The sequence below is a fragment of the Zobellia russellii genome (assembly GCF_044597075.1).
Taxonomy (GTDB): domain Bacteria; phylum Bacteroidota; class Bacteroidia; order Flavobacteriales; family Flavobacteriaceae; genus Zobellia; species Zobellia russellii.
The window spans coordinates 3,506,497-3,533,084 of record NZ_CP139000.1; the positions used below are offsets into that span (position 1 = coordinate 3,506,497).

The 26,588-nt window shown below is 39.1% G+C and carries 21 protein-coding genes and 1 tRNA gene; 9 read left to right on the plus strand and 13 right to left on the minus strand.

Features of this window, described 5'->3' with window-relative positions; translation table 11 throughout:
- Positions 1–67: 67 nt before the first annotated feature.
- The 6 genes from SJY45_RS14340 to SJY45_RS14365 form a co-directional block, all read right to left on the minus strand.
- The gene (locus SJY45_RS14340) at positions 68–3,574 is read right to left on the minus strand and encodes an efflux RND transporter permease subunit (protein WP_215436269.1); all 3,507 of its coding nucleotides are present in this window, start codon (positions 3,572–3,574) and stop codon (positions 68–70) included.
- Entirely contained in the window at positions 3,564–4,748 is a 1,185-nt protein-coding gene (locus SJY45_RS14345) for an efflux RND transporter periplasmic adaptor subunit (protein ID WP_400071561.1), read from the minus strand. Before SJY45_RS14345 ends, SJY45_RS14340 begins: the two co-directional genes overlap by 11 nt.
- 27 nt (positions 4,749–4,775) lie before the next feature.
- Positions 4,776–6,140 (minus strand): TolC family protein, encoded by a 1,365-nt coding sequence (locus SJY45_RS14350; protein WP_289038170.1) that lies wholly within the window; start codon positions 6,138–6,140, stop codon positions 4,776–4,778.
- Entirely contained in the window at positions 6,141–6,746 is a 606-nt protein-coding gene (locus SJY45_RS14355) for a TetR/AcrR family transcriptional regulator (RefSeq protein WP_215913275.1), read from the minus strand.
- A gap of 85 nt (positions 6,747–6,831) precedes the next feature.
- Positions 6,832–7,254, minus strand: a complete 423-nt coding sequence (locus SJY45_RS14360; protein ID WP_215913274.1) for a hypothetical protein — start codon at positions 7,252–7,254, stop codon at positions 6,832–6,834.
- Between the two features lie 13 nt (positions 7,255–7,267).
- Entirely contained in the window at positions 7,268–7,810 is a 543-nt protein-coding gene (locus SJY45_RS14365; protein WP_289063646.1) for an RNA polymerase sigma factor, read from the minus strand.
- A 144-nt stretch (positions 7,811–7,954) separates the two neighbouring features.
- On the opposite strand from SJY45_RS14365, the gene SJY45_RS14370 reads away from it, so the two are divergent.
- Positions 7,955–8,929 (plus strand): polyprenyl synthetase family protein, encoded by a 975-nt coding sequence (locus SJY45_RS14370; protein WP_400071564.1) that lies wholly within the window; start codon positions 7,955–7,957, stop codon positions 8,927–8,929.
- On the opposite strand, the gene SJY45_RS14375 is transcribed toward SJY45_RS14370, so the two are convergent.
- Both SJY45_RS14375 and SJY45_RS14380 read right to left on the minus strand, forming a co-directional pair.
- Positions 8,926–10,077, minus strand: coding sequence for a lycopene cyclase family protein (locus SJY45_RS14375; protein WP_215436252.1), 1,152 nt, complete (start codon positions 10,075–10,077; stop codon positions 8,926–8,928). The two genes, SJY45_RS14370 and SJY45_RS14375, sit on opposite strands and share 4 nt — an antisense overlap.
- 61 nt (positions 10,078–10,138) lie before the next feature.
- Positions 10,139–12,409 (minus strand): TonB-dependent receptor domain-containing protein, encoded by a 2,271-nt coding sequence (locus SJY45_RS14380; RefSeq protein WP_400071567.1) that lies wholly within the window; start codon positions 12,407–12,409, stop codon positions 10,139–10,141.
- A gap of 78 nt (positions 12,410–12,487) precedes the next feature.
- Between SJY45_RS14380 and SJY45_RS14385 the strand changes: the two genes are divergently transcribed.
- From SJY45_RS14385 to SJY45_RS14395, 3 genes are all read left to right on the plus strand, one after another.
- A complete protein-coding gene (locus SJY45_RS14385) occupies positions 12,488–13,144 on the plus strand; it encodes a metal-dependent transcriptional regulator (protein ID WP_303407039.1) in 657 nt (218 codons plus the stop codon).
- 1 nt (position 13,145) lies between these two features.
- On the plus strand, positions 13,146–13,967 hold the full coding sequence (locus tag SJY45_RS14390; RefSeq protein ID WP_215436244.1) for a ZIP family metal transporter: 822 nt from the start codon (positions 13,146–13,148) through the stop codon (positions 13,965–13,967).
- Positions 13,968–14,172: 205 nt separating this feature from the next.
- A complete protein-coding gene (locus SJY45_RS14395; protein WP_400071569.1) occupies positions 14,173–15,402 on the plus strand; it encodes an ATP-binding protein in 1,230 nt (409 codons plus the stop codon).
- A gap of 22 nt (positions 15,403–15,424) precedes the next feature.
- Here SJY45_RS14395 and SJY45_RS14400 read toward each other — a convergent pair whose 3' ends face one another.
- Complete coding sequence (locus SJY45_RS14400) at positions 15,425–18,058, minus strand: MGH1-like glycoside hydrolase domain-containing protein (protein WP_400071571.1); 2,634 nt, start codon at positions 18,056–18,058, stop codon at positions 15,425–15,427.
- A 229-nt stretch (positions 18,059–18,287) separates the two neighbouring features.
- Between SJY45_RS14400 and SJY45_RS14405 the strand changes: the two genes are divergently transcribed.
- From SJY45_RS14405 to SJY45_RS14415, 3 genes are all read left to right on the plus strand, one after another.
- Entirely contained in the window at positions 18,288–18,719 is a 432-nt protein-coding gene (locus tag SJY45_RS14405) for a hypothetical protein (protein ID WP_289038194.1), read from the plus strand.
- Between the two features lie 115 nt (positions 18,720–18,834).
- Entirely contained in the window at positions 18,835–19,203 is a 369-nt protein-coding gene (locus SJY45_RS14410; protein WP_400071573.1) for a SnoaL-like domain-containing protein, read from the plus strand.
- Positions 19,204–19,301: 98 nt separating this feature from the next.
- Positions 19,302–19,688, plus strand: coding sequence for a DUF423 domain-containing protein (locus SJY45_RS14415; protein WP_400071575.1), 387 nt, complete (start codon positions 19,302–19,304; stop codon positions 19,686–19,688).
- On the opposite strand, the gene SJY45_RS14420 is transcribed toward SJY45_RS14415, so the two are convergent.
- The 4 genes from SJY45_RS14420 to SJY45_RS14435 form a co-directional block, all read right to left on the minus strand.
- Positions 19,685–21,223, minus strand: a complete 1,539-nt coding sequence (locus SJY45_RS14420) for a carboxypeptidase-like regulatory domain-containing protein (protein ID WP_400071577.1) — start codon at positions 21,221–21,223, stop codon at positions 19,685–19,687. The genes SJY45_RS14415 and SJY45_RS14420 overlap by 4 nt on opposite strands.
- Before the next feature lie 291 nt (positions 21,224–21,514).
- Entirely contained in the window at positions 21,515–23,752 is a 2,238-nt protein-coding gene (feoB, locus tag SJY45_RS14425; RefSeq protein WP_400071579.1) for a ferrous iron transport protein B, read from the minus strand.
- Positions 23,749–23,994 (minus strand): FeoA family protein, encoded by a 246-nt coding sequence (locus SJY45_RS14430; protein WP_215436224.1) that lies wholly within the window; start codon positions 23,992–23,994, stop codon positions 23,749–23,751. The genes feoB and SJY45_RS14430 overlap by 4 nt, the downstream gene beginning before the upstream one ends.
- A gap of 187 nt (positions 23,995–24,181) precedes the next feature.
- Positions 24,182–24,859: an SCO family protein gene (locus SJY45_RS14435; RefSeq protein ID WP_400071581.1), complete on the minus strand. Its 678-nt coding sequence runs from the start codon at positions 24,857–24,859 to the stop codon at positions 24,182–24,184.
- A 178-nt stretch (positions 24,860–25,037) separates the two neighbouring features.
- Between SJY45_RS14435 and rseP the strand changes: the two genes are divergently transcribed.
- Both rseP and SJY45_RS14445 read left to right on the plus strand, forming a co-directional pair.
- The gene (rseP, locus tag SJY45_RS14440; RefSeq protein ID WP_215436218.1) at positions 25,038–26,396 is read left to right on the plus strand and encodes an RIP metalloprotease RseP; all 1,359 of its coding nucleotides are present in this window, start codon (positions 25,038–25,040) and stop codon (positions 26,394–26,396) included.
- A 76-nt stretch (positions 26,397–26,472) separates the two neighbouring features.
- Positions 26,473–26,546, plus strand: a tRNA-Asn gene (locus SJY45_RS14445).
- Positions 26,547–26,588: the final 42 nt, after the last annotated feature.

Below are 26,588 nucleotides of genomic sequence, written 5' to 3' on the forward strand. Positions count from 1 at the left end.
TAGAAATCGATAAAAAAATCAAAAACCCGCCAATTGGCGGGTTTTTTTATGTAATGAAGATTGGTTTTTAAACCGATGCTTCCAAATTATTTTCGGTTTGTATTGGGCGTTCCTTTTTTCTTCCCCAAACGGCAATCTTTATTCTATAGATAATATTGAATAATACCGGAACAATAATCAGGGTTAAGAAAGTAGCAACTATCAACCCAAAGATAACCGTCCATGCCAATGGTCCCCAGAAGACTACGTTATCTCCTCCCATATAGATTTTTGCGTCAAACTCAGAGAACAATGAGAAGAAGTCAATATTAAGTCCAATAGCCAAAGGAATAAGCCCTAAAACGGTAGTAATAGCCGTAAGAATTACTGGGCGTAACCTTGCCTTACCACCCTTGGTAATGATTTCAGTAACCTCTTCTAACGAGATAAGGTCTTTGTCCTCCAGTCCTAGAGTCACCTTTTTACGGTCAATAAGAATCTGTGTATAATCCAGAAGTACCACACCATTGTTCACCACAATACCGGCAAGGGAAATAATTCCCATCATGGTCATCATGATTACAAAAGACCACCCGGTAATCATTAACCCTCCAAAGACTCCAATAAAGCTTAAGAAGATGGCAATCATAATAATAAGGGGTTTTGAAATTCCTCCAAATTGGAATATCAAAATAAGCATGATCAACCCAAGTCCTGAGAAGAAGGCACCTACTAAAAATTGCATTTGCTTATTTTGCTCTTCAATCTGACCGGTAAAATCAATTTTTACGTCCGCAGGAAGTCCTTTAAAGTTTTCCATTTCTTTTTGGATTTCCGCTACAATAGCTCCTGCATCACTAAATCCTGGTTTTAACTGGGAATAAACCGTAACCACTCTCTTTTTGTCCTTGTGCTTAATAGCACTAAAACCTGAAGAATTCTGTTGTTTGGCTACTGCCGAAACAGGAATTTCCTTAATCTGGCCATTTGCAGGATCTCTAAAAATAATATTCTGATTGAACAGGGCATTTTTATTATATCTGATGTCTTCGTTAAAACGAACGTTAATATCGTAATCCTCACCATCTAGCTTATACACACCTGCTTTTTCACCAAAAAGAGAACGTCTTAACTGTAGTCCTACTTGACCCACGGAGACACCTAGTTCACCCGCTTTTTCTCGGTCTACCACAACTTGCATGGAGGGCTTACTCTTATTCACATCAATTTTTAACTCCTCAATACCAGCAATATTTTTGGTGTTGATAAAGTTTCTAACATCCTCGGCGGTACTGATCAATTCTGTATAGTCCTTACCTTCCAATTCAATGTTAATAGGGTAACCTGCTGGTGGTCCATTGGCCTCTTTTTCTACTGAAATGGCAACGCCGGGGTAAATTCCCGTAAGGGCTTCCTGTATTTCTCCACGCAATTTTTCCGTGTCACGACCTTTTCTATACTTAAACTCGCGCATAGATACAGTTACTTTTCCACGGTGAGGCATTTCCGCTGCAGAACCACCATCGGTCTGGGGATTACCCGCTCCCTCTCCTACTTGGGATACCGCTGATTCTACCAAATAGTTGTAATCACCATCGGTATATTTATCTTGATTAGCAACGGCAAAAACCCTTTCCTCTATTTCTTTGGTAAGCCTATTGGTCTTTTCAATGGCCGTACCTTGTGGGTATTCTATATACGCATATATCTCATTGGGTTTGTTGTCAGGGAAAAACTCCACTTTAGTTCGCCCACTGCCTAGTGATGCTCCAAAGGCCATGAAAACCCCGATCAATAAAAGAAAGGTGATTCCAAAATACCAATATACGTTCTTGCCCCTTAACGCATGCGAAATGCGTCTTTCATACCAGTTCTCAAAACGTACCATGGCACCGTTCTGGAAGCTAATGGCCCATTTTTTAAGAGCATATTTGTATATCCAGAACATTAAGGCGGTAATAATCATAACCGAGCCAAGGCCTCTCATGGTTCCGCCAAAAATCAGGATAAAGAGTCCAAACCCTCCCAATATGGCGCTAATACGTATCAGCTGCTTTACTGTGAGTTCTTTTTCCCCTATTTCCATAAACTGCGATACCAACATGGAGTTCATGAAAATTGCTACGAAAAGTGATGACCCCAGTACAACCGATAATGTAATAGGGAAGTAGATCATGAACTGCCCAAATATACCTGGCCATAGTCCTAACGGGACAAAGGCGGCTACGGTTGTTAAGGTTGAAATAATAATTGGAAATGCGATTTCTCCAATACCTTTCTTGGCGGCTTCGGTGCGGGACATGCCTTCGCTCATTAAGCGGTACACGTTCTCAACCACCACAATACCGTTGTCTACCATCATACCAAGACCCATAATCATACCGAACAGTATCATGGTGTTTAGAGTATAGCCCAGGTTGTTCAAAATCATAAAGGACATGAACATAGACATAGGAATGGCAAAACCAACAAAAAGGGCATTTCTAAATCCTAAGAAGAACATAAGAACGGTAACCACTAGGATAATACCAAAGATGATATTGTTTACAAGGTCATCTACTTGGTTAAGTGTTCTTCCCGAAGAATCATTGGCAATGGTAATGTTCAGATCTGCGGGGAAATAGTTTTCTTGTTCCTTTTTGACAATTTCCCTAACCTTTGTTGTGGCTTCGATCATGTTTTTGCCCGAACGTTTTTTGATGTCCAGCATTACCACGCTAGTTCCAAATTCTCGGGCATAGGTTGTCTTTTCCTCTTCGGAAAAAGTAACCTCGGCAATGTCCTTCAAATAAACTGCTCCGTTTTCGGATTTCACTACAAAATCATTCAGCTCTTTAGGGTCTTTGACTTCTCCTAAAATACGGATCGTACGCCGTTGCCCACCAGAAAGAATGTTACCTGCGGACATGGTAGAGTTTCCATTGCTTATAGCATTGATAACATCCTGAAAACTTACCTTGGAAGCCATCATTTTATAGACATCCACAGCAATTTCAACCTCCTTTTCTTGAGCTCCCCTAATGTTCACTTCCTTAACTTCGGGAAGATCTTCAATTTCATCCTGTAGATATTCGGCAAACTCCTTTAGCTTTTCAACAGGGTAATCTCCCGTGAAGTTCACGTTCATGATAGGGAACGATTCGGAAAGGTTCAGGTCAAAAACATTGGGTTCAACTTTTGCGTTGTTAAACGTGGGCCAATCTTCACTGGCCTTTTCACCATCTACTTCGTCCTTTATCTTTTGTTTGGCCTGTTCTACGGAAAGTTCTTCATCAAACTCAACGGTAATAATGGAATAATCCTCTTGAGAAGTTGAGGTTACCTCTACCACATTGCTCACGTTTTTTAAACGGTCTTCAAGCGGGTCGGTTATCAATCGTTCTACATCTTCCGCGGTGTTACCCGGGTAAACTGTACTTATGTAAATTTTTGTCTCTACAATTTCAGGAAAATCTTCCCGAGGCATAGCAAAGTATGACTTTAGCCCCAACCATAGGAATATGGCGATCATTACATAAATGACCGAAGGGTTGTCTATGGCCCAAGAAGATAGGCTAAACTCTTTATTAGCGTTTTTTTGCTGTTTACTGCTCATCGGTCTGGTCGTTTAAAATTTTAACCTTCTGGCCATCTTTCACACTTCTGGCACCTTCCTCTATAATATGGTCCCCATCGTTTATACCGGATAGTACTTCAATATGGCTTCCTTGGGTTTTTCCGGTCTTGATTATGCTCTTTTTCAAGATAGCTTCGTTCTCTCCATCAGTAGGTTCTGCAATGTAGACGTATTGATCGCCTTCGGCATTTTCAGATATGATACTTTGGGGAATAACTATAGCCTCTTCATTTGTGTAGTCGTTTATATTCACCTTTGCCGTTAGGTTAGGTTTAATATTCCCTTTTTTATTGGGAACCGAAATTTCTACAGTAAATGCTCTGTTGCTTGGATTAATGAAATTACCGGTCTGTCTAACCTTGGTGGTTACGGTATCTCCTAAAACCGGGAAATATACCTGAGCCTGTTTCCCAACTTTAATACCGGATAAGTAGGTTTCTGGAACATCTACTTCAATATACATGTCAGACAGGTTTACGATACGGAACACTTCCGATCCTGGCCCTGGTGAAACCACCGTACCTTGATCTTTTATTACATCATCTATAATACCCGAAAACGGAGCTCTTATGGATGATTTGCCCAATTGACTCTGTGTTTGTTTTACGGCATCTTCAGCAGCTTCGTAATTGGTTTTTGCGGATAAGTATTCCAATTCTGAACCAATTTTTTGTTCCCACAGGCGCTTTCTACGCTCAAAAGTGGTTTTGGCAAGCTCTGCCTGTGTTTTAAGCTGAGATAGTTGGCTGCTCATGCCTCCGTCATCAATAGTTGCTAAAATCTGCCCAGCGGCTACCCTTTGACCTTCTTTTACATATACACGCTGCAAAGTACCAGACATTTCAGGATATACAAGAACGTTCTGTTTGGTCTTGACATTACCTTGAAGTTCTAAGAAATGATCAAACTTTTCCGCCTTGGCGGTTACCGTGGTAACTAGAGGTAGTTTTTCGTCATTGCTCATAGTAGCAATGACGGAATCAAGCTTTTTAAGTTCCGATTCCAGCGATTTTTGTTTTTCCGAAAGCTCACTTTTTTTGGCTCGTATACTTTCTAAATTACCCTGTGAAATGATATCGCTAACAGATGCTTCCTTCTCGCCGCAAGCGGAAAAAAGTAAGGCAGTAGTTGCTAAGTATAGTATTTTTTTCATCGTAAAAAGTTTGTTATGTTATTTATCTTATTGCTTAAGATCAGATACGGGTTCGTTTATAATGACCTCTAATTCAGTTTTCTTGTTAATGACTTCAACCATAGATTGCAAATAGCCCTGTTGTGCATCATAGAGTTGGGTCTGTGCTTGGCGAAGGTCAAAACTAGTGGCAATACCTTCGGCGTATTTGATTTGATTTTTGTTCTCTATACGTTCTGCCAAACCTAGATTTTGTTTTGCGGTCTCGTATTCCTCAATAGATAAGATATAATCGCTTTTGGCTTTTTCAAGTTGAAGTCGTATTTGCTCTTCGGCCTCGGATAATTGGGTCTTTGCTTTTTCCATTGCAATTTTGGCCCGTGCCGTACTTGCACTACGCTTACCTGAACTGAACAATGGAATACTGAGGTCTAGGCCTAAAACGGATGAGTCAAACCAATCTTGTTCACTTTTAAAGAAAGTAAAACTGTCCGAATAAGCGGTAGAGCCATAGTTTATAAAAGTGCTAAGTGTTGGTAATGCGCGGCTTCTTGCCAATTTCCACTCAAAGAACCTTTGTTCCGTTAGATTTATGGCCAACTTATAGTCTACGTTATTTGCCATATTGAACTCGGATTCCATGAGGGCAAAATCTATCTGTGATTCGGCAAGGTCATCCAGGTCTTCTTCCAGCTTTGTAGGTGCGTCTATAGCAATGCCCATTACAAGGTTTAGCATTTGGCGCGTAATATTCTCTAGCCGAACCGTATTTTTTAATTGGCTTTCTATGGAAGACAGGGTAATCTGTAATTGTTCTACACTTTCTTCATCGCCCAGGCCGTTTTCGTACAATTTGTTCGTTTCAAAAAGATTTTTTTCCAGATTGGCTTTGTTCTTTTCTAGAATGGCTACACTTTCTTTGGCCAATAAGACGTTTCCGTAGGCTTCTACAACGGACTTCCTTACCTCTTGATCCGTTTTCTCTTCGTTATTGGCGCTATAGCTTAAGAATGATTTTGTTGCCTGTACCCCAACTATATAGGAGCCATCAAAAATTTTCTGTGTTAAAGTGGCCGTAGCCGATGCTTGGTGGGCTTGCCCAAAAACTATGGGTACAAACTCTCCCGGTGTTCCTCCGGCAAATTCAGCGGGAATTAATGAAACCGGTTGTTTTAACTGATTTTGATAGCTAACGGAACCATTTATTTGAGGCAGTCCGTCCGCAATGGTTTCCCATTTCTGTTTTCGGGCATCAACAATATCCCGACCCGCATTAATGGCGCTGTAATTATTTTCTAGCGCAAATTCTATGGCTTCCTCTAACGTAAAGCTATAGGTTTTTTCGGGTGGATCTTGAGAAATTCCGAGCACAGCGGTTAGCAATGCTAGTGAAGTCAAATATATATTTCTCATTTATTCTTGGTTTGAATTGATAATTTCATTTAACACTTTTCTTCCTTTTGGAGTAACAATACCCCGTATATGGTACTCTAGATAATTGTCCATTAAATCTTGCATGGGAAACTTTTCCATTGGAAAAAGGCGATGGTCTTTAATGCTTGTTATTCCGGAAAAATAAATTCTTGAAATAAACTCTACATTTAGGCCTTCCCTATAAATACCTTTTTCAATACCCCTATTTATATTATCCAACACACAATCTTGCATTACCTCAAATTGCTTATCCCTAAGGGTAGCATGGATTTTTGGATAGTATTTTTGCAATTGATACTGTGGAGATGATTTTTCATCTTTTAGGTTGACCATCACAAATTTTTTAATGTCATAAAGTTCTTCTATTGGGTTTTTGTTTAGGGAACAGATTTGGTTTATACCTGCTGAGATGGCACTAAAAAGATGGGCGGTACATTCCTGTACCAATGTCGTTTTATTTGCGTAATGTGTATATATAGTTTTTTTTGAGATGCCCATCTCTTGGGCAAGATCGTCCATTGTAACACTCTTGAACCCTAGGCTCAAGAACATATCTGTTGCTTTATCTAAAATTTTTTCTTTCATAGATGGCGCAAAGATAAGTTAGGAAACTTTAAAAACATTAAAAGTTTCCAAAGTTTTACAGTTATTTAACATATCCTTAGGACGCTCAAATTTCCTTTTCGTTACGCTTACGTTCAACATATTTGTCATATGCCTGTTCTCCTTCTTCTTTCCAGAATTCATCGTAGAATTTCCATTTAGAAAAATCATCATTACACATCCTGCTAAACTTGCTCTTGCCGGGCCGGTTAGATTTCCTTTTCTTTCCTTTTTTCTTACCACCACCACCTCCGTTGCCGAAGCCACCAAAGATTATTTTTGATAATAAAAGAAGTCCGGCTGCCTGCCAATAGGTTAGGGTGGTCAATCCAAATAGTTCTGGCATCAACCAATTCCATAGGTACATAAAGACGTAGGCAAATAGCAGTACAAAGGCTATTCCTGCTATGATGTAGAACAAGACCTTAACAAACTTTGTTACATATTTTTTGGTTTTGCTCTTTACTTTTTGTTCTATATAGTCTTCCATAATTCGTTTATTTTTAGTTTATATTCTGTTTTTTCAATTCCAATTGTTTTAACAATAGTGCTAGAGCTCGGTGCCGGCGCGACATTAAAGTTCCTGCAGGTATGTCTGTTTCTTTAGATAGTTCTTGATAGGTATACCCTTCAAAATCTATGGCTACAATTATACTTCTGTAATGGGGTTTAAGTTGGGCAATAGCTTTTTTAAGCTCGGTTTTCATTTCTTCGGAATATGAATTGTCTACTGACCCATAGAGGAGCTCGGTAAAGTCGGCCAACTTGTTTTCCATTTCGGATTCAATACTAACCGCCGGCTTTTGGGTTCGCATTAAATCCACAATTTTATTGCGTAGGGAATGGTAAACAAAGCCTGCAATATTGTTAATAGGCAGAGCACTATCTGAACGAGAGAATAGCTTTAAAGCAACATCTTGGACAATATCATCAGCATCTCTATCCGCTGCATTATCTATTCTAGATTTTGCATACGCCTTTAGCGAACGATATTCTTCGTCAAAGAAGGTTTTTAGGTTTTTATAGTTTTCTGTGTCCGAAGTCATTAAAATGCTTTTTGCAGCTATTCTTCACAAGTAAAGACGATGGTTTTCAAATCTATTGCATTTTTTTTAGGTTATTTTTTTACAAAAGCTTCTAAACTGGCATTCTTTATATAAATGGTCTTATTTTTGAAAAAATTTTCTTGAATGCATTCCATAGAATTTTACCGTTCAGAGTTTATTTCATTTTTAGAACAGAAGTCCGTTAAAAGAGAACCAAACAACCTTTACGCTCCTATATCCTATATTTTGGGTCTGGGGGGTAAGCGTTTAAGGCCAGTTCTTACATTGTTGTCCGCCGAATTGTTTGAAAGCGATTATAAGAAGGCTCTAGAGGCGGCCCTGGCAGTAGAGACTTTTCATAACTTCTCTTTGGTTCACGATGATATTATGGACGATGCTCCGTTGCGTAGGGGAAAAGCAACGGTACATGAAAAGTGGGATATAAATACGGGAATCCTTTCTGGGGATGCCATGTTAATCACGGCGTATCAGCTATTCGAAAACTATGAAGGGGATACCTTTAAAAACTTGGCAAAGCTTTTTAGTAAGACCGCTTTGGAAGTGTGCGAAGGTCAGCAGTATGATATAGACTTTGAGGAACGTGACGATGTAACCCTACCGGAATACCTTAAAATGATCGAGTTTAAAACGGCGGTACTCGTTGCGGCTGCTTTGCAAATGGGAGCAATTATTGCTGAAGCCTCGGAAAAGGAACAGGAAGATATTTATAATTTTGGATTGAATTTGGGTATCGCTTTTCAGTTGCAAGATGATTATTTAGATGCCTTTGGCGATCCCAAGACTTTTGGAAAACAAGTGGGGGGAGATATTATTGAAAACAAAAAAACCTATTTATACCTTAATGCTTTGGAGCTAGGTACGGCAGATCAAAAGAAAGATTTGTTGGATATGTATTCCATTCAGCCTAAAGACCCTTCAGCTAAAATTGAAACCATAAAAGAAATTTTTATAAAAAGCGGCTCTGCGGAGCATACTCAGAAGGCCATTGAGGAATATACCCAACGGTCATTTAGGCTTTTGGATGTTCTAAATATCTCATCCGATAAAAAGCAGATTCTTCAAGAGTTTGGTGAAGGGCTTATGCGCAGGAGGGTTTAGGTTATTCTCCCCAACAACGCTTTAACAAAGGGTTTTGTTGGACTGGAAGATATAAATCTGAGGTCTTCTAAGAAGGTAGTGTCCTCGTCCAAAAATTTGAGTATAAGTTGTGGAGGGCATTTTTTGAAAAGCGATTCAAATATGGAATGTCCTTTTTCATTATGTTGGGATAAGACATCTAAGAACAGTAAATCGTAAAACCAAAATCGGTTTTTAAAACTTAGTTCATTTAACGGTTTTTCGGTTTTAATAAAATCAACAAGTACAGGAATTTTCTTGGCAGTACTCATAAAAGTATAGCCCGTACTGGGTTTGGCCCATCCGCCAGCTGTACCTATATAACGAATATTTTTGGTGTGGTGCTCGCTAAAATCATACGAAGTCATGGGTATACTTCCTTGTTCTATTTCGGTTATTCTATAGGAATCACCTTTTAGAAGGTCTCCGAGATAGTTTATCAAAGCTTCTTCGTATTCTACTTTTTCCAAGCGATTTTTTGAGAATAGTGTGTATTCAACAAGAGCTTCATATTTGGAAAACGGAAGAATGTACATAAAACGGGTATTTCCTTTCTGCGGAACGGAAAAATCCATGTATGTTACTTGAAGGGGATTGAAAATCGGCTTTTCAGTCTTTACGGTCCACCCTAGAAAATGCTGTTGCAGTACTGGATATTTCTCTTGATGCGTAGCCATTTTGTAATCAAAACTACTGCTAAAGACTTTGGAAGCTGAATAGGTATTATTATCCGTAAGGACTATAACTTTAGAACCTTGATCCGCTATTTTGGTAACCTGTTCTTGTTTAAAGGTAACATTAGATTGCTGCTTTAAAGCATCAAAATAGGCCCTATAAAAATCAATGCCTTGCACCATTTTATACTGGTATGGAGCAATGGAGTAATCTTTGGAAAATTGTTTACTTCCAAAATATATACGGTCCCATTTTTTGGAAACGATGGAATCAAACTTCCCATCACCCTTTTCCCAAAAACACCATGTTCTATCATTTGTTTTTTTGGCATCTTTATCTAAAAGTAAAATGGACTTGCTCTTGAAAAAATCATCTTTGACCATGGCATTGGCAAGCATTAGACCGGCCGCTCCAGCACCAATGATGATGTAGTCAAAATGTTTTGTGTTTTCCAAGGGCTAATATAGAATCGTTACTTTTTCAAAAGTAGCGATTCTACTCGAGCGTATTTTATTTTTAATTGATGCGATACCTCAAACCAAAAAATCCTCGAATACCTTGGTTGGGGCCATATACGTAAGATGGGTCAAAAGTTAATGCATTAGGATTGTTGGGTGTTGCCACCACATTTCCGTTGGGGTCAAAGGTGACATTCTTGTCAAAAGGGTCATGGGCGCGGGCGATGATAAAGGGATTGCCGCGGTTGGGAGTCCAATCTAATAGGTTTTTGATTCCGCCATAAAATTCAAAATTTTCAAGGCCCTTCCAAGTAAACTGAATGTTTTGAATGCTCCATGTAGGCGAATAATCGCTTCTGGGGTCGCTTTTGCCAAGAGTGGGTAAACGCATGGGGCCATAAACATTTCCGGTATAATCTATTGATAGGTCTATGTTCTTAATTTCATATGATGCATTCCATGTTCCCGTGAAGCTTTCGGTTAATATTTGACGTTCCTTAACCCCGTTTTCGGTTTGACTCACATCTTGAAGCGTGGCACCCAGTAAGAACTTAAATCCACTGGGAAAAGAAAAATCAACATTGGCGCTTACTCCCTTTGAAACAGATTTTCCATTAAGGTTGTCGTAAATGATTTTATTCGGGTCCGTATCATAATCGGGTAAAATGGCATTGCTAAAATTCGTGTAAAATACCGAAGCATCTATGCTAACAAAAGTACCATTGTCCGCATATATTTTTTTAAGGTAATTTAGATTCACGTTAAATGATTGTTCGGGTTTGAGTTCTTCCGTTACGACAACATCACGGGCACCTGTTAGCGCGGCATGTTCTTCGGTAAATAGGTTCACGACCCTAAAACCTGTGCCTGCATTAAGACGTATGATATCATTATCCGTAATTTTAAATCTATAAGCTGTTCTTGGGGTGTAAATGCTGCCATGCCTCTTGTCATAATCATAGCGCATGCCCAATAAAAGGGAATGTTGTTTGGCCAATGAAATTTCGTCCTGAATGAATAAGCTAGGTATGACTACTTCGTCTACGGAAGTGGTTGCTGTGGTATTGTCATCGTAATAATTATAGCGTATGGCTGAACCAATTAGGAGGTCATGAGACCCTAAGGACTTATCCCAAGTAAACTGGCCAAAACCTATGCGCTGATCAGCAATATAGGGCGTATCTCCGTAAACGGAGTTTTGACTGTGGTCATTATATGAGAAAGAAAAAAGCACTTTTTCCTTAATAGGTAGTTGATACTTTCCTAAAACCTCCCATCTACGGGTGTAGATACTTTCCCCATAAATTTCATTGCCCTCTCTAAATTCCGGAGTCCATTGCATTTCACCGCCCCAGCGGTCTTCATAGAAAAATCGCCCTGCAAGAGAGAAAATACGGTTCTCTTTTCGTTGAAAGTTCCATTTTTGAAATACAGAAATACGATCTTGTAAAGTTAGGTCGGTAAAGTTGTCACCGTTATTATCAATTGGGTTATCGTAATTAAAGTAGTTGATGCCTAGAAGCATATCGGTCTTTTTTCCCAAGTTAATTTTGGCCCCAACATCAATGTTAAATTCACCCCAGCCGGTTACAAAGGCATCTGCGAAGAAATCAGGGGTCTCTAAGGTGTTTTTAGTGATAATATTGATTAATCCTCCCACTGCTTCACTGCCGTAAAGTGTAGAGGCAGGCCCTTTAATAATTTCAATCTGTTCTATGAGCGAATTGGGTATTCCGGAAAGACCGTAAACCGTACCTAAGCCACTAACAATAGGCATTCCGTCTATTAAAACCAAGGTGTAAGGGCCCTCAAGTCCGTTAATGTGAATATCACCCGTATTACAAACATTACAATTGATTTGCGGGCGTACGCCATTAACGTTTTGTAGAGCTTCAAAAATGCTGGCGGTGGGGTTCTTTTTTAGAAAAGTAGGACTGTAAACTTCTACAGGAACAGGGCTTTCCGATCGGCTAACTGCCTTTAGGGTTCCAGTTACCACCATTTCTTCTAATTGCTCGGAAGCCGGATTTATTGTTATGTCAAGTGTTTTATCTTCGTTGTTTTTGAAAGTAACCTTTGTGGAGAAATCTTGATATCCCAATACCGAAACCTGCAATTTGTAAGTCCCCGCAGGTATATTCTTTAAAACATAAGAGCCATCTTCTAATGTAGAAGTGCCAATTTTGGTGCCTTTTAGATAAATGTTTGCGAACGGAACGGTCTCACTGTTATCCGAAATGGTTCCGGCAATTGTATTGTTTTGGGCATATGCGAGTCCGGTTATCAGGAAACATATGAAATATAGACTCGGCTTTAAATTTATTTTCATCAGCTTAAACTAAAATTTAGACAAAACTAAATATTTGTTTTTGGATATAAAAATGTATTTTTGTGTGATTGAAATTTTATGACACTTTCAGAAGAAGATTACATAAAGGCCATTTATCACCTGGGAAAGGGTGAAAACAGCTTGGTTTCTACCAACGAGGTAGCGGAACAGATGAATACAAAACCCTCTTCCGTTACGGATATGGTGAAGAAACTTTCTGATAAGGGAGTGGCCAACTATAGGAAATACAAAGGTGTTTGCCTTACGGAATATGGCCTGAAGGTAGCACTTACCCTTGTGCGGAAGCATAGGTTGTGGGAGGTTTTTTTAGTTGAAAAGTTGAATTTTGCTTGGGACGAGGTACATGAGGTGGCTGAACAATTGGAACACATTAAAAGCGAAAAATTAACGGATAGACTGGATAAACTACTTGGTTTTCCTCAGGTTGACCCACATGGAGACCCTATTCCTTCTAAAAGTGGCGAGTTTAAGAAAGCGGTAAAAAAATTGTTAAACGAGGTACCTGTTGGTGCAAGTGGTACATGTGTTGGTGTAAAAGATTCATCAGCCCCATTTCTTAAATTTTTGGATAAAAATAAAATAGCCTTGGGAGATACCATTTTGGTAATGGAGAGGGAGGAGTTTGACGGGTCGTTGCATATTCAGGTCAAAGGAGATGATATTCGAATTTCGGACCAAATTGCAGCAAACCTGTATCTTAAAATAACAGAATAATATGCAAGAGATTATTACTTATTTTGAATCTATTGATCCCGTTTTAGCGGCTTTTTATGCTACGCTTTTTACTTGGGGCCTGACTGCAGCTGGTGCAGCTTTGGTTTTTCTTTTTAAAGGTATGAACCGTGCACTCTTGGACGGTATGTTGGGCTTTACCGGAGGGGTTATGGTGGCGGCCAGTTTTTGGAGTCTGTTGGCTCCGGGTATAGAAATGAGCCCTGGCGAGGGTTTTGTAAAAGTGATTCCCGCCGCTGTTGGGTTTCTTTTAGGTTCGTTCTTTATTTTTGGTTTAGATAAGGTGCTGCCCCATCTGCATATCAATTTTAAGGAAAGCGAAAAAGAAGGAATTAAAACCCCTTGGCACCGTACTACCTTGTTAACATTGGCAATTACACTTCATAATATTCCTGAAGGTTTGGCCGTAGGTGTATTATTTGGTGGTGTTGCCGCTGGTTTTGAAGGCGCTAGTATTGGAGGTGCCGTAGCTTTGGCCTTGGGAATAGGTCTACAAAATTTTCCTGAAGGTTTTGCGGTGGCAATGCCATTACGAAGACAGGGGCTGAGTAGGACAAAAAGCTTTATGTACGGGCAAGCTTCCGCAATTGTTGAGCCCATTGCTGCTGTTTTGGGGGCATGGGCGGTTTTAACTTTTCAACCTATATTACCGTATGCTTTGTCTTTTGCAGCCGGGGCGATGATTTTTGTTGTAGTTGAAGAGGTCATACCAGAAACCCAGCAAGATAAGTATACAGATATAGCCACAATGGGTTTTGTTGCGGGATTTATTGTTATGATGACCTTAGATGTTGGTTTGGGATAACTGCTCCGTTGATGCTTCGGTTTTTAGTTATTAGCAAAAATAAATGCTTACTTGGCGCGTACGTTTCGCATAATTATGTTAAATGTAGGAATAGTTCTACGTTTATTTTTTAACTTTAATCTTCTATAAGATTCGCGAATGAATTCCGTTTAGATTAAGGACCGTTATTCTATTCGATATCTTTGGTCCGTAAAAACTTGCAATTATGATAGCCCCCAAAAATCATGACCGTGAAGCAGAGCGTCTTGAGCTTCTTGAGTCCTATGCTATTCTGGATACACAGCTAGAGGAAGATTATGATAATTTGGTTTTACTGGCTTCCGAAATTTGCGGAACACCTATTTCTGTAATTACCCTTTTAGATAAAGATAGACAGTGGTTTAAAGCGCATCATGGTTTAGACGTAAGTGAAACGGAAAGAAAGTATTCCTTTTGCGGCCATACAATTCATGAACCGAGCAATTTATTTGTAATTGAGGACGCAAGAGCTGATGAGCGTTTTCATGATAACCCCATAGTTGTGGGCGACCCCAATGTAATTTTTTACGCCGGTGTTACCCTTAAAGGAGCTAGCGGATTACCATTAGGAACACTTTGTGTCATTGACCATGAACCAAAACAGTTAACAAAAAGCCAGCTAAGTGCTTTAAAGATACTTTCCGATCAGGTAATGAACCTGCTTAATCTTCGTAAGAAGAAAATGGAGTTGGAAAAAGCAAATAAAGATTTGCAACTCGCGAATAGAGAACTAGATAATTTTGCTGCCGTGGCGGCCCACGATTTAAAATCTCCTTTAAATAATATCATTACATTGTCTAATTGCTTAAAAGATGTGTATGCCCCTAAAATGGATGATGAGGGCAAGCAAATTATTGGATTCATAAAAAGTTCTTCGGAAACACTTAAAAAGTTGATAGAGGGCTTGTTGAGTTACAGTAAATCCGGTCAGTACAAAATGGAGGATAAGACCAACATACAATTAGCCGATTTGCAGCAAACCATTAACGAACTTTTTGGCGGTCAAAAGGAATGTTCTATAAATGTAACGAGTGAACTGACTGAAATCCGTGCCAATAAAGTTGCCGTTGAGCAAATTTTGATAAATCTAATAGCTAATGCTATCAAGTATAATGATAAGCCCAAGATTAAAATTGATTTGCTAATTAAAGAAGAGAATGGATTTTATGAATTTGCAGTAAAGGATAATGGTCCCGGTATTCATAAGGATAACCAAGAAAAAATCTTTAAGATATTTGAGGTTGTATCAGAGAAGGACAGATATGGGGAAAAAGGGACGGGAATTGGTTTGGCTACCGTAAAAAAGGTTGTAGAAGGCTTAGGAGGTAGCATACATGTTACATCCCAAGTTGGCGAAGGCGCAACTTTTACCTTTACCATTAAAAGCCCTATTGTTTTAGAGTCCTCTCTGGCTTAATTCGGTTCCTTTAATGCCTAGCTTATCTATTGATTTCTTCAATTAGGTTGGCTACCAATGCAGTCCAACCGGTTTGGTGAGATGCTCCTACACCACGACCATTATTTCCATCAAAATATTCATAGAACAAGATAAGTTCTTTAAAATGCTCATCGGTATATTTTTCTTTTTCCAATTCGTTCACGGGTCTATTTCCGTTTTCGTCCTTTCTAAAAATACCAATTAGTCTTTTACTTATTTCAAATCCTATCTCTTTCAAGTTGAGCTGGTTGCCGCTTCCTGTAGGGTAGTCAAATTTTAAATTATCCTCAAAATGATTATGATATTCCTTAAAAGAACTTATAAATAAATAGTTCATAGGCATCCATATAGGTCCGCGCCAGTTAGAGTTTCCTCCAAACAAATCTGTTGATGATTCTGCGGGCTCGTAATTTATACCGTAGGTTGAGCCATTAATCTCTATCTCATATTTGGTTTCATGAATTTTGGATAAGGACCTAATGCCATAGTCACTTAAAAATTCAGATTCATCCAATATACTGTGAATAAGTATACTTAACCGTTCTTGGGGAACTAAGGATAGCAGCACGTCCTTATCTGGGCTAAACTCCTCAATAACTTGATATTTTTGAGTTTCCATACGGTAAGTACGGTACCAGTCCATACTGGCTTTGAACCTTGGTAACTTATCCAGACATTCTTTTCTAATATTTAAAACTGCCGCTAACGACAAAAGACCTGATATGGAACGCACCTTAATTGGAATTTTTTTACCATCTGGTAGAATAAGAGTGTCATAGAAAAAACCTTCTTTTTCATCCCAAGAACTCATGGAGCCCTCGGTAATTTTGTTCAAGGCTTCGGCTATAAAAACAAAGTGCCCAAAGTATTTAAGGGCCATATCTTCAAAAGTATCATCATGAATGGCAATTTCAAGGGCCATTTCCAGCATATTCAAACAGTAAAGCGCCATCCAAGAGGTGCCATCTACCTGCTCCAAGATACCGCCACCGGGAACACCGTTACTACGGTCAAACACCCCAATATTGTCCAAACCTAGAAATCCGCCTTCAAAAACATTGTTGTTCAGGCTATCTTCCCTATTTACCCACCATGTAAAGTTTAGGGCTAATTTGTTGAACATCCGTTTTAAGAAACTCAGGTCTCCCGTTCCTGTCTTGCGCTGTTCCATCTGATATATCTGAATGGCCGCCCACGCTTGAACGGGTGGGTTAACATCGCTAAAATTCCATTCGTAGGCAGGTATCTGACCGTTTGCGGCCATGTACCATTCCTTAGTGAAAAGCAAGAGTTGTTTTTTTGCAAATTCATGGTCAACCATGGAGAACGTAACGCAGTGGAATGCTGAATCCCATGCTGCAAACCAGGGGTATTCCCAAGCATCTGGCATGGAAAGAATATCATGGTTTCTAAATGTTGTCCAAGTGCTGTTACGGCCATGTTTCCTTTCTTGAGGGGGCGTGGTGCCCGGGTCGCCGTTCAGCCATTGTTCTACTTCGTAGTTGTAATATTGTTTTGTCCAGAGTAAGCCCGCAAAAGCTTGTTTTTGAATTTCTCTTTCTTCCTGGGAAGATTTTTCGGTTATAGAATTTAAAAACTCATTGGACTCCTTTATCCTTTCCTCAAAAACCGATTCAAAGGAATCGTCAATAGGTGAGTTGATATCCTGTGTTGAAAGCCTTAATCTAATCGTTTTGGTTTCACCGGTAGCTATATTCAACTCGTACACGGGGGCACATTTGGTGCCTTTGGTATTTTTTTCGGCCAGTGAGAAATCACTATTTATCACGGCATCATGAAATAGGTCTTTTTTAAAAGGATGCTCGTTGGTGCCGTTAAAGACGCGTTCCATATTGGTTTCGTTCTCAGTAAAGAGCAGTCGGTCTGGAGCATCAAAATAGAGGTTGTACTTGCCCACGTAACTGTGGTCTATACTTAGGTGGGGAGCTTTTTTGTTTCCTTTTTTCTTGATGACCGGTTTTTCTTCCATGCCGGTAAAACTCCAAAAATTCCGTATCCAAATAGTTGGTAGAACCACAGCTAATGCTTCTTTAGGTCCACGGTTACTAACGGAAATCTTTACTAAAATATCCTCTCCTTCCGCCTTGGCATATTCGGTATGGACATCAAAATATTCATTATTGTCAAAAATTCCCGTATCCAGAAGTTCAAACTCAGTATCATGCTTGCCCCTTTTTTGGTTTTCTGCTACCAATTGATTGTAGGGAAATTCATTTTGAGGGTATTTATAGAGATGTTTCATGTACGAATGAGATGGTGTGTTCTCTAAATAATAGTAGAGTTCCTTAACATCTTCGCCATGGTTTCCCTGCGGACCGGTAAGCCCAAAGAGACGTTCCTTTAAGATGGGGTCCTTACCGTTCCAAAGCCCCACCGAAAAACAGATGTTGCAATAACGGTCAGAAATACCGGCAATACCATCTTCTCCCCAGCGGTAGGTTCTACTCCTGGCATGGTCATGTGGCAAATAGTTCCAAGCATCTCCGTTAGCACTGTAGTCTTCACGTACCGTTCCCCATTGACGTTCACTTAAGTATGGCCCCCATTTAAGCCAATCTTTTTTCTTGCTATAATGGTCTTCCAGTCTTTGGTTTTCTTTGGTATTTTGGGTCATAAACAAATAATATGAAACATGTTAATAGTCTGGGGTAGCAATTCTCTTAAACTGCTTTGAAACGATAAACTAAATTAGGTATATAAAGAGGTCTTAGCAAGTGATAAACGCTCTTGGGAATAAAATATTAAGGGCTATCCGAAATTTTCACCACTTTTGTGCGTTCATAGAGTAATTGGTACTGGTATAGAACACTTACCAAGCTACAAAATGAAAAATTACTACTGACATGCAGAAAAAAGGACATGTATTCTGGAATATTTTGGGCGTACTAACGGTGATCATTTGTCTGTTCGCCTTTGTTCTTCATTTTAAAAATTGGACCAAAACAGACGCTACCGGTTTAAGGGTCGTGTCAGGGTTTTATTGGCAAGAAGTTCCGTTTTCCGCTTTAGACAGTGTAGACCTTGTACCTAAAATTCCGCCCATGGTTCGTCTTAACGGTTTTTCGGCATTGGAAAAGGAGAAAGGGATTTTTCAGGAATTCAAGGATTCACTTACGGACAAAAAGGTGTATGTCTATGTAGATAATTTAGAAAATCAAAAAATCAAGATTGTGCACCATGATTCTTTAAAGCTCTTCATTAATCTTAAGGACTCTATAGAAACCCAGCAGTTGTTCAATTTACTTTCCAGCAAATTAGCGGTAGAACCCAACTAAATTAACGCAATTCAGCTCTTTTTTAAGATTAACATCAGTTTAAATTATTTCTAGTGTTTTGCTATTCAGAGGTCTGTGTTGTATTTTGTTGACATAATCAATAAAACAAACAGTTATGGAAACAAATGAAATAGCTTCAAAATTAGTAGCATGGTGCAATGCGGGTGATTTTGAAAAGCCGTATCAAGAATTGTACAGCGATAAAATCGTTAGTATTGAAAACGATGGAAAGGCCGAGGGCGCTTATGTTGAAGGCTTTGAAGGTATCAAGAAAAAAGGGGAGTGGTGGCAAGAAAATTTTGAGGTGCACAGTAGTAAGGCTTCAGATCCAGTGGTAGCGGATAATTGGTTTTCCGTAAAGTTTACCATGGATACGACCCATAAACCATCTGGACAACGTTCTACCATGTCCGAAATAGCCGTATATGAAGTTCAGAATGGCAAAATTGTAAAAGAGCAGTTCTTTTATGATGATAAAGGATAAATAAATATAGAAGTTTACAGGCTATAGGGCCGCTCAACTATTGGGCGGCTCTTTGTTTTTAGAAAGACCAAGACCTATCTTTGTTTTAAAATATATGTATGGTTCTATTAGCTCAGGTTCTTGGCGCGTTATATGGTCTTTTAGCAGTTATATTTGGCGCTTTTGGTGCTCACGCTTTAAAGAAATTGCTTTCTGAAGACCAGCTTAAAAGTTTTGAAACAGGGGTTAAATACCAAATATACCATGCCTTGGTACTGCTTTTAATAGGTTTCAATTTTAATATGGATGTTGTCTCTCAGCAGTATATGGTGTACTGTTTTGCTATTGGGACTTTCCTGTTTTCTTTTAGTATTTATGCTTTGGTGATCAGTTCTGCAAAAGGAAAGAAAATGCGGTTTTTGGGCCCAATTACTCCGTTGGGCGGGTTATTACTGGTCTGTGGTTGGGCACTGTTACTGTTTAGCTTTATTGGAAACCTTGTCTAATTTTCTAGTTGTACTTCCGAAGTAAATTCTTTTATGGCCTGATTGGGTTCTATAATGTCATATCCTTTCCAAAAATTAGGGTCGTAGTCTGGCATATAGGTTGGTAAAACACCGGTTTTTTCCTTAAAGGCTTCAAATTGCCCGGAATTGATTGGTTCTTCGTCAAAGACTATAAGTTCATATTGATTTATGTTCCCAAAAGCAGCATCAACTTTTAGGGCCAATTCATTCTGTTTACGTCTGCCTTTTACGTTCTTATTTTTTTCAATGATGGTCAGCGGTCTTTTAAAACCGGCCCTTATACCTTTTATAATGTTGTAGTATCGTAAATGGTACTTCTGGTCAGCTCCTTTATCGAACAGAATACTTCCTTTTGCCAAATATTCGTTCACGGAAACCCCAAGGAGTTTAAAATCCCGAAGCGATTCCGTATTCTCAAAATCCATCCGAATCAATGCAAAATCATCCGAATTGATATAGAGCACTCCACCAAATTCCGGAGAACCATCGGGTACAAACCGGATAACATAAACGGCTTGATCACCTAGGTACGTGTGGTTTTCGAGCGTTAGTTCATAGCGTCTAGGCTTAAAAATAACATTGTAATCCGTATCATCAAAAATGGGAAGATTCTCAAAAAGGTTGCCCAGTGTTTTGCGCTTGTATTCCAAGAAAAATTCACGGCGCTCCTCTTTCTTTTTCTTTTCTTCCTCAAGCTGTTTGTTTAGGGCGGCAATATCGGTAGAATCTATCTCTTCCTTAAAAATATCGCCCATGTCTTCGGCATCTACCTTGGTTCCGAACAATCCTGATTTCACTTTAAAATAAGAATCGGTTTTAATATTTTCTTTTACGATTTTGTTGAACTTTTCCTCCAAGAGTTCAACATCTAGCTCCTTACTTTTATCATAAAGCTCAGAAGCTTTTATGAGGTCTAGTTTTTGTTCATCGGCATCATCTGCACCATAGAGGTCGCCCAACATCTCAGTATAATAAATATTGTTCTTGGGAATGGTCTGAATAACACTATCCAAGAAATTCTTGTTGAAAGCTTCAATGGAAGATTTCTTAATTTCGTATTGGGTCTTGATGATATTATTCTGGTAGGTTTCCCTTAGAAAAAGTCTTTTTTTAGAAAATTGGGTGATGTAATTTTTCTGTATGTTTTCTTCTACAAATTCAATAATTTCCCTTGGGGTATAATTTTTATTGGAAACGATAACCTCCCTTAATTCTATAGCCTTTGGCCTTAAGTAAATGAGGCTGTCCGTAAATTCGGAAATGGGTTTGCCCATAGATTCGTAACCAATGCACGAAATAAAAAGTGAATCTGTGGCCTTAATACCATCCTTTAGTAGAAACTTGAACCTGCCTTCTTCATTGGTAATTATTCCTTTGTTGTTCAATTGAACCGTTGCATACGGAACAGGCTTTTTTGAAACGGAATCGACAATTACTGAAGTTAAGCTTTGTGCATGTTGCACGGTAGATGAAAAAAGAAAAAAAGCGAAGAGGTAAAAAAATGGCTTTTGCATATTCACGGCTAATGGCTATTCAAAAAAAGCAATAGCATTTGAAGTAAGCACGGTTTTTTTGATTTATTTAATACCAATTTATTCTTTTATTAACGAATAGACTTACAAAAAGGGTAAGGTACAGGAAATTTTTCTAAAAATTAATGGCAGCCACAACCATCTTGTCCGCAAGCTTTGTTGCTGCTTTTTTTACTTGAAAACAATGCTTTTGGCAAAAGGAATTTCTTAACCAAATAACCTATGGAGATTGCTAGAACAATATAAACCAATATGGGTTGAAGTACACTCATCTTATTTTAATATTTGATAGGCAACTAGAGCTACAATATAAGCAAAAGTGCTCATAAATACCAATTGTGCCGCAGGCCATTTCCAAGTATTGGTTTCGCGTTTCACCACTGCCAAGGTACTCATACATTGCATGGCGAAGGCATAGAATAGCAATAATGAAATACCAGATGCCAAATTAAATAATGGTTTCTTGGTTTTTGGGTTTATTTCTGCTGCCATTCGGTTTTGGATGGTTTCTTCCTGATCGTTTCCAACGCTGTAAATAGTGGCCAAAGTACCCACAAATACTTCGCGTGCGGCAAAGGATGTAAGTACCGCAATACCAATTTTCCAGTCGTAACCCAGTGGGTGTACAATAGGTTCTATAGCTTTCCCCATATAGCCCATATAAGAATTCTCTAGCTTGTAGCTGGATATTTCTTGGCTAAGTGCCCTCTGCTCAAGTAGGTTCTGTTTTTGGGCAAGTGAATCGGTCAGGGCGGTATTATCTATACGGTAGACATTGTTTCTTATACTGTCCTTTAAAGCTATTTTGTAAGCGGATAGGTCATTGGCAATACTAACTTGATTAAAATCCGAGAATCCTTCGGTTTTAACTCGGTTGGATACAATTTCGTCTGCATTGTTAAAATTATCGCCATAGCCATTGGAGCCTAAGAACCAAAGTACTACGGATATGGCCAAAATTATTTTACCGGCACCCAAAACAAAACTTTTGGTCTTTTCCCAAACCGTATAGGCAACGTTTTTTGGTAATGGCAGCTTATAGTTGGGCATTTCTACCACAAAAAAGGACCTACCCTTAATCTTTAAAATTTTATTAAGTATTAAAGCGGATATAATAGCTGCCCCAAAACCTAGTAGATAGAGCAACATAAGGGTCAAGGCTTTGTAACCAAAGCCCAAGAAACTACCTTCAGGTATTACTAGGGCAATAATAATAATGTAAATGGGAAGCCTTGCCGAACAGGTTGTAAATGGCGTAACAAGAATAGTTATTAATCGCTCTTTCCAATTTTCAATGGTTCGGGTGGCCATTACCGCGGGTATGGCGCATGCCGTACCGGACATTAGGGGCACAACACTTTTACCGCTTAGGCCAAAGGGGCGCATCAGACGGTCCATTAGGAACACCACACGGCTCATATAGCCCGTTTCTTCCAGCAAAGAAATGAACAGGAAAAGAAATGCGATTTGCGGAATGAACATGGCTATACCACCAATACCCGTTAGTATACCTTCTGCAATGAGGTTGGTAAATACACCGGGAGGCAAAGTGTCCTTTACCCACGAGCTGGCGGAGGCAAAAAATGTTTCGATGAGGTCTTGAGGGTAGCCACTCCAGTCGTAAATACCTTGAAATATAACCAGAAGGATGGCAAAGAAAATTATATATCCAAAAACCTTGTGGGTTAGAATCTTATCCAGCGAAGCCCTAAATCCTTTGGCTATGGCCAAATCTACTTTGTAGGTCTCTTTTAGAATGCCGTTTATAAACTGGTACCTTAAAATGGTTTCCTTCTGCTGCAAGCGCTTCAGTTCTGATTTTGATTTGGTAGCAAAAGAAGAGGCATCTTTGAACAGTTTTTTCTCAATGGGCATAAAATTTACGTCTTGCGTAATCACAAGCCACAACTTATACAGGTCCTCATTAGGAAAAGCGTCCTTTAATTTTTTAAAATACCCAGGGTCAATAACCGTAATATCTACATTTTGTTCAGTTGAAAGGTTTTTATAATCGGAAATGAGTTCTTTCAGCTTGTCAATACCAATGCCCTTTCTGGTGCTCACCAAGGCAATTTTGGTATTCAACTTTTCTTCCAAAAGCGGAATATCTACGGATATACCTTTGCGGGACATACGATCTGCCATGTTAATGACAAGAATGGCCGGTATTTTAAGGTCTTTTATTTGCGTGAATAGAAGAAGGTTTCTCTTCAGGTTTTCTACATCGGATACGACTATGGCCACATCTGGGTGGTTCTTGTCATTTTTGTTCAGTAGAAGTTCTACGGCAACACTTTCGTCCAAAGAAGTGGTGTTCAAACTATATGTTCCCGGTAAATCCAGTATATGTGCCTTTACGCCTCTGGGAAGCTTGCACACACCCTCCTTTTTTTCAACGGTGATACCTGGGTAATTACCAACTTTTTGTTTTAAACCGGTAAGTTGATTGAAAACGGAAGTTTTACCAGTATTAGGGTTTCCTATAAGGGCAACGTTAATTTGTTTGCTCATAGAACGGAAGTGTCTTCTAAAATTTCCAGCTCAATGAGCTGTGCGGTCTCACGCCTAATGGCAATATGGGAGCCGTTTACATTTACATAAATAGGGTCTTTAAAAGGAGCTATTTGGACCAATTCTATCTCGTTGCCGGGCAAACAGCCCAATTCTAACAATTTAATGGGTAGGGAATCGTCAGAGAATTCTTTGATGATTCCTTTTTGTCCTTTTTTTAGCTGTGCGACCGTTATTACCAACGTTTATTTAGATTGATTATAAGTAAGGCAAAAGTAGCATAATTTATCCTAAAAGCCGTGTGTTGAATCCCAAAAAATCATAAAACTTTAGGATGTTTGCGTGCTACAGTGGCCGATGCGGAAAATGGAGAGGCCCGTAAGTTGAATCCAAGAATATACTTTTGGGAATTTGGTAGTGCCCTGTAGTTTATTCTTCTTGGTTAGGGGTCATTAGAATTTTTAAATCGGCCATCAGTTTTTCAACCTCTTCTTCATTGGTACCATCGTAAAAGCCGCGAATGCGCTTTTTCTTGTCCACTAGAATAAAATTTTCGGTATGGATCATATCAAAAGGTCCGCCATCGCCATCGTCTTTTACGGCTAGGTATGATTTACGGGCCAACTCGTATATCTGTTTTTTATCGCCTGTAACAAGGTTCCATTTAGAATCATCTACACCTTTTTCTATTGCATATTTTTTTAGTTGTGCCACAGAATCTATCTCCGGTGTAACTGAATATGATAGCAACATTACGTCATCAAAACCCTTAATTCTTTCCTGTATACTGGCCATATTCTTGGTCATTATGGGGCATATAGTTGGGCAGGTGGTAAAAAAGAAATCGGCAATATAGATTTTGTTGTTGTAATCGGCTTGGGTTATGGTTTTTCCATTTTGGTTGATCAAGGAGAAATCTGCAATGGTATGGTATTTTCTTTTGTATTGAAGCGTACTGTCCACCAGTTCCGGGTTAACCATGGTAGGTTGGTAAATTGTTAGGATTTTGGGGGGTTGCAGGGCGTTATAAAACAAATACATGATTACCGCGGAGAGCCCCAATAACACGAGGCCAAAAAATTTATATTTGGCAAAAAATGTGCGCATAATCTTTTTGGTAAAGATACGTTAGTCAGTACAAGCATTCAAGTCTTAACTGCTAAGAGCGCTGCTAAATGTTTCTTAAAAATAAATGGCGGTTATCAGTAATTTTTTTTAAGCGGCCGTAAAAGTGTACTTTTGTCGGCTGAATTCAATAAGAGTTCATTAATTATAGAAAACATAGATGAGTCCGTTCCTTATTAAGGCCATACAATTTTTTTTAAGCCTTTCACTATTAATAGTGCTTCACGAAATGGGGCATTTTATCCCGGCAAAATTATTTAAGACCCGCGTAGAAAAGTTCTACCTATTCTTTGATGTAAAGTTCTCGCTTTTCAAAAAGAAGATAGGCGAAACCGTTTATGGTATTGGGTGGCTTCCTTTAGGAGGTTATGTAAAGATTTCCGGTATGATAGACGAAAGTATGGATACCGAGGCTATGCAAGAAGAGCCAAAGGAATGGGAATTTAGAAGTAAGCCGGCTTGGCAAAGACTTATTATTATGTTGGGCGGTGTTACCGTTAACTTTGTTTTGGCATTGGTTATCTATATTGGTATGGCCTATGCTTACGGAGATCAATATATTCCGGGAGATAGTTTAAAAGACGGTGTTCATGTAACGGAAAAGACCATTGGTGATGAACTTGGTATTGAGACCGGAGATAAAATTGTTGCTGTAGACGGCCAAAAGATAAAGGACTTTAATACGGTCTTTATGGACATTATTAATGGGAGTAGCATTACTATTGAACGAGACGGACAAACCATTGAGAAGGAAATTCCTGTTGATTTCATAGCCACTTTAATAGAAGATAAGGACCGTGCTAGGTTTTTGGGACCACGTATCCCTTTTGTTATAGCCGAAGTTTCTCCCGAGTCCTTGAATAAGGATGCCGGACTTGAGCCAAAAGATGAAATAGTTGAGATTGCCGGAAAGAAAATATCATATTTTGATGAGGTAAAGCCTATTTTGGAGCAGTATAAAGGCGAAAAAATTAACCTGACCGTTGTTCGTGACAATAGCGTTCGTAAAGTTGTACCAGTAGTAATAAATGACTCTGCCCAAATAGGAGTGCGCCCCGGTATGGTTTCTATGGACGAAATGGAAAAAAGAGGTCTTTTGCGTTTAGAGACCGAAAAATATACGTTTGCCGAATCTATTCCTGCAGGGATCAACAAAGGGGTAAATACCCTTACGGGATATCTGAAGCAATTAAAAAAGATATTTAACCCAGATACGGGAGCATACAAAGGTGTGGGTGGTTTTGCGGCCATTGGCGGACTTTTTCCTGAAACATGGAACTGGGAGGTGTTCTGGGGCACAACGGCTTTCTTGTCCATTATGTTGGCCGTTCTAAACCTATTGCCAATTCCGGCTTTAGATGGGGGTCATGTTATGTTTTTGTTGTACGAAATGGTTTCCGGGCGTAAGCCAAGCGATAAATTTTTGGAATATGCACAAATGATAGGATTCTTTATGTTGCTGGCTTTGATACTGTTTGCCAACGGAAATGACCTATATAGATACTTAATGGGAAAATAGATTGCAAAATTTATTTGGGACAATAAAAAAAACAATTATATTTGCACCCGCTTAGATAAACAAAGCGAAAATATTTTCCTCCTTAGCTCAGTTGGTTAGAGCATCTGACTGTTAATCAGAGGGTCCTTGGTTCGAGCCCAAGAGGGGGAGCAACAAAAAGCTAGTCGAAAGACTGGCTTTTTTTGTTTTAGG

What these genes read in the sequence shown, in the direction of transcription:
- SJY45_RS14405 (WP_289038194.1), top strand. Translation starts at nt 18,288, where the DNA reads ATGCAGAAAAAAGGACATGTATTCTGGAATATTTTGGGCGTACTAACG.
- SJY45_RS14360 (WP_215913274.1), bottom strand. Translation starts at nt 7,254, where the DNA reads ATGGAAGACTATATAGAACAAAAAGTAAAGAGCAAAACCAAAAAATAT.
- SJY45_RS14390 (WP_215436244.1), top strand. Translation starts at nt 13,146, where the DNA reads ATGCAAGAGATTATTACTTATTTTGAATCTATTGATCCCGTTTTAGCG.
- SJY45_RS14365 (WP_289063646.1), bottom strand. Translation starts at nt 7,810, where the DNA reads ATGACTTCGGACACAGAAAACTATAAAAACCTAAAAACCTTCTTTGAC.
- SJY45_RS14420 (WP_400071577.1), bottom strand. Translation starts at nt 21,223, where the DNA reads ATGCAAAAGCCATTTTTTTACCTCTTCGCTTTTTTTCTTTTTTCATCT.
- SJY45_RS14410 (WP_400071573.1), top strand. Translation starts at nt 18,835, where the DNA reads ATGGAAACAAATGAAATAGCTTCAAAATTAGTAGCATGGTGCAATGCG.
- SJY45_RS14400 (WP_400071571.1), bottom strand. Translation starts at nt 18,058, where the DNA reads ATGACCCAAAATACCAAAGAAAACCAAAGACTGGAAGACCATTATAGC.
- SJY45_RS14395 (WP_400071569.1), top strand. Translation starts at nt 14,173, where the DNA reads ATGATAGCCCCCAAAAATCATGACCGTGAAGCAGAGCGTCTTGAGCTT.
- rseP (WP_215436218.1), top strand. Translation starts at nt 25,038, where the DNA reads ATGAGTCCGTTCCTTATTAAGGCCATACAATTTTTTTTAAGCCTTTCA.
- SJY45_RS14345 (WP_400071561.1), bottom strand. Translation starts at nt 4,748, where the DNA reads ATGAAAAAAATACTATACTTAGCAACTACTGCCTTACTTTTTTCCGCT.
- SJY45_RS14355 (WP_215913275.1), bottom strand. Translation starts at nt 6,746, where the DNA reads ATGAAAGAAAAAATTTTAGATAAAGCAACAGATATGTTCTTGAGCCTA.
- SJY45_RS14415 (WP_400071575.1), top strand. Translation starts at nt 19,302, where the DNA reads ATGGTTCTATTAGCTCAGGTTCTTGGCGCGTTATATGGTCTTTTAGCA.
- SJY45_RS14435 (WP_400071581.1), bottom strand. Translation starts at nt 24,859, where the DNA reads ATGCGCACATTTTTTGCCAAATATAAATTTTTTGGCCTCGTGTTATTG.
- SJY45_RS14380 (WP_400071567.1), bottom strand. Translation starts at nt 12,409, where the DNA reads ATGAAAATAAATTTAAAGCCGAGTCTATATTTCATATGTTTCCTGATA.
- feoB (WP_400071579.1), bottom strand. Translation starts at nt 23,752, where the DNA reads ATGAGCAAACAAATTAACGTTGCCCTTATAGGAAACCCTAATACTGGT.
- SJY45_RS14350 (WP_289038170.1), bottom strand. Translation starts at nt 6,140, where the DNA reads ATGAGAAATATATATTTGACTTCACTAGCATTGCTAACCGCTGTGCTC.
- SJY45_RS14385 (WP_303407039.1), top strand. Translation starts at nt 12,488, where the DNA reads ATGACACTTTCAGAAGAAGATTACATAAAGGCCATTTATCACCTGGGA.
- SJY45_RS14340 (WP_215436269.1), bottom strand. Translation starts at nt 3,574, where the DNA reads ATGAGCAGTAAACAGCAAAAAAACGCTAATAAAGAGTTTAGCCTATCT.
- SJY45_RS14370 (WP_400071564.1), top strand. Translation starts at nt 7,955, where the DNA reads ATGCATTCCATAGAATTTTACCGTTCAGAGTTTATTTCATTTTTAGAA.